At 46.2% G+C, this 3,162-nt stretch carries 2 protein-coding genes; both read left to right on the forward strand.

The annotated features are described in order from the left end of the window. Positions 1 to 1,413 (forward strand): glutamine synthetase type III (locus tag Q0J48_RS06930; RefSeq protein WP_296242759.1); only part of this gene is annotated, 1,413 nt, incomplete at its 5' end. A gap of 81 nt (positions 1,414 to 1,494) precedes the next feature. After that, positions 1,495 to 3,078 (forward strand): asparagine synthase B, encoded by a 1,584-nt coding sequence (gene asnB, locus Q0J48_RS06935; RefSeq protein WP_296242760.1) that lies wholly within the window; start codon positions 1,495 to 1,497, stop codon positions 3,076 to 3,078. The last annotated feature ends 84 nt before the right edge of the window (positions 3,079 to 3,162 follow it).

Here is a 3,162-nt window from a genome sequence, read left to right on the forward strand (position 1 = left end):
ATGGAAGATCACTATTTTGGAACGATCAAATCCCGAGTGCAGGCCTTCATGAAAGATTTGAATGAACAACTGTGGGAACTGGGAGTTTCAGCCAAGACCGAACATAACGAAGTGGCTCCGGCCCAGCACGAATTGGCCCCTGTCTTCTCAACGACCAACATCGCAACCGATCATAACCAGTTGACGATGGAGTTGATCCAGCGCATCGCAAAGAAACACGACATGGTCGCCCTGCTTCATGAAAAACCGTTTGAAGGCATCAACGGTTCCGGAAAACATAATAACTGGTCGATTTCCACCAACACGGGAAAGAATCTCTTAGAACCTGGAGATACACCTTATGAAAATGCTCAGTTCTTATTGTTCCTGGCTGCCATCATCAAAGCGGTCGATGAACACCAGGATCTGCTTCGCTTAAGTGTGGCCAGTGCCGGCAATGATCATCGCTTAGGCGCCAACGAAGCCCCGCCAGCCATCATTTCTGTATTTTTAGGGGATGAACTTAACGATGTCTTAGAAGCAATCGTCAACGAAACCCCTTATGACGGAGCTGAACATAAACTGATGAAGATCGGTGCCAGCGTACTTCCTAAGCTTCCTTTGGATACAACGGATCGCAACCGTACTTCACCGTTTGCGTTTACCGGAAATAAATTTGAATTCCGTATGCCGGGATCTAACTCCTCCATCTCCGGCTGCAACTTTGTGATCAATACGGTCGTCGCGGATGAACTTCGTCAGTTTGCGGATATCTTGGAAGGTTCTGTTGATTTTGAAGCGGCGCTGCACGATCTGATCAAAAACACGCTGAAGCATCATAAACGGATCATTTTTAACGGAAACGGATATGATGATTCATGGATCGAAGAGGCAGAGAAACGTGATCTTCTAAACCTTCATACAACTCCCGATGCTCTGCCTTACTTTATCCATGAAGAAAATATCGAACTCTTTGAAAGAATGCACGTTTTAGATAGAGAAGAAATGATGTCTCGTTATGAGATCACCATGGAAGAATATACAAAGATCATCAACATCGAAGCTTTGACGATGATCAATATGGCCCAAAAAGAGATCTTACCGGCAGCCGCTCAATATGCGAAACAGTTATCCGATGCGATCCTTTCGCAGCGAGCCGTCTGTGAAGAGATCGAATCAACTTACGAAAAAGAAACGGTGAAAAAGATCTCCAAAAAGATCCAGGCAGCCTATCAAGCCTGTCAGGCATTGGAAGAAAAAACTAATCGTCTGCATCATATTGAAGATTTTGAACAAGCGGCCTTCTTTGTTCGCGACGAGATCTTATCCGCGATGGATGCTTTGCGAAAACCATGTGATGAACTGGAAACACTGGTGGATGAATCCCAATGGCCGTTTCCAACTTATGGGAAATTGTTGTTTGGCATTCTATAGAATCTTGAAAAAGATTTTTCAAAAGAATCCCGGCAGTAAACTATACTGCCGGATTCCGTACTTTTAGGAAGGATGATTGTTATGTGTACGATCTTCGGTTATTTCAGCTCTCAGGCTGACTTGGAAACGGTAAAACGGTCTTTGGTGCCGACGATATCTAGAGGTCCTGATGCGATGCGGATCCAGAAGGTCGAAGGCGGGATCTTAGGGTTTCAGAGGCTTTCGATCATGGGGCTGACAGAAAGCGGGATGCAGCCGTTTTCTTATCAGGGAAACTGGGTCGTGTGTAATGGCGAGATCTATGGGTTTCGTTCGATCAAACGCCGTCTGGAAGAAAATGGGGTCCGTTTTGAAAGCGACAGCGACTGTGAGATCTTGCTGCCGCTGTATGAAGAATTAGGCTGTGACATGTTTCAAGAACTGGATGCCGAATTTGCCTGTATTTTGGTCGATACTCAAGAGCACCATATCATTGCCGCGCGAGATCCCATTGGGATCCGTCCGCTCTATTACGGATACGACAAACACGGTGATATCGCGTTTGCCTCAGAACCCAAAAACCTGGTAGATCTGGTCGAGAAAATCATTCCGTTTCCTCCGGGACATTACTATAAAGACGGCACTTTTGTCTGTTATCGCGATCTGAGCCAAGTCGATACGATGCATCATGCACCCCTAGAAGAGACTTGTGCCCAGATCAAAGAATATTTAGTGGCCGGCATTCAAAAACGGCTGGATGCCGATGCCCCGATCGGATTTTTATTGAGCGGTGGCTTAGATTCTTCTTTGGTTTGTGCCATCAGCACCAAACTTTTGAACAAACCGATCCGCACCTTTGCGATCGGGATGAAAAGCGACGCGATCGATCTGAAATATGCCAAAGAAGTCGCCGACTATATCCAAAGTGAACATCATGAATATCTAATGGATGACCACGATGTTTTAGAAGCCATCGAACCAGTGATCCAAACGCTGGCAACCTATGACATCACCACGATCCGTGCCAGCATCGGCATGTATCTGTTGTGCCAGAAAATCCACGAAGAAACGGATGTCCGTGTGTTATTGACCGGTGAGATCTCGGATGAGATCTTTGGATATAAATATACCGATTTTGCCCCCGATGCCCAGGCTTTCCAAGAGGAAAGCGAAAAACGCATCCGGGAGCTGCATATGTACGATGTGCTCCGGGCAGACCGCTGCATTTCTTCGCATTCGATGGAGGCGCGAGTCCCTTTTGGAGACCTTGACTTTGTCGATTACTGCATGCACATCGATCCCTCTCAAAAGATGAATACCTATCATAAAGGAAAATACTTGCTTCGGCGCGCCTTTGAAAAGGATGATGTCTTACCGCACGATATCTTAATGCGCGAAAAGGCTGCTTTTTCCGATGCCGTAGGGCATTCTTTGCGCGATACGATTTGTGCCTATGCCGAGGGTCTTTATACCGATGAAGAATTTGAAAAGAGAAGAAAACGATATGTCCATGCGACCCCCTTTACTAAAGAAAGCCTGTTGTATCGGGAGATCTTCGAAAAATATTATCCGGGACAGTCGAAGATGATCGTTGATTTCTGGATGCCGAACCGCTCCTGGAACGGATGCGATGTCCAAGATCCCAGTGCCCGTGTTCTTTCGAATTACGGACAAAGTGGAATGTAAGGAGGAAGATTTTATGTTTATGCCAAGAGAACACGATGCTTGCGGAATCGGTACTGTTGTACAGATCGACGGCAAGAAAAGCTA

This window comes from uncultured Faecalicoccus sp. (assembly GCF_944325745.1).
GTDB lineage: Bacteria > Bacillota_I > Bacilli_A > Erysipelotrichales > Erysipelotrichaceae > Faecalicoccus.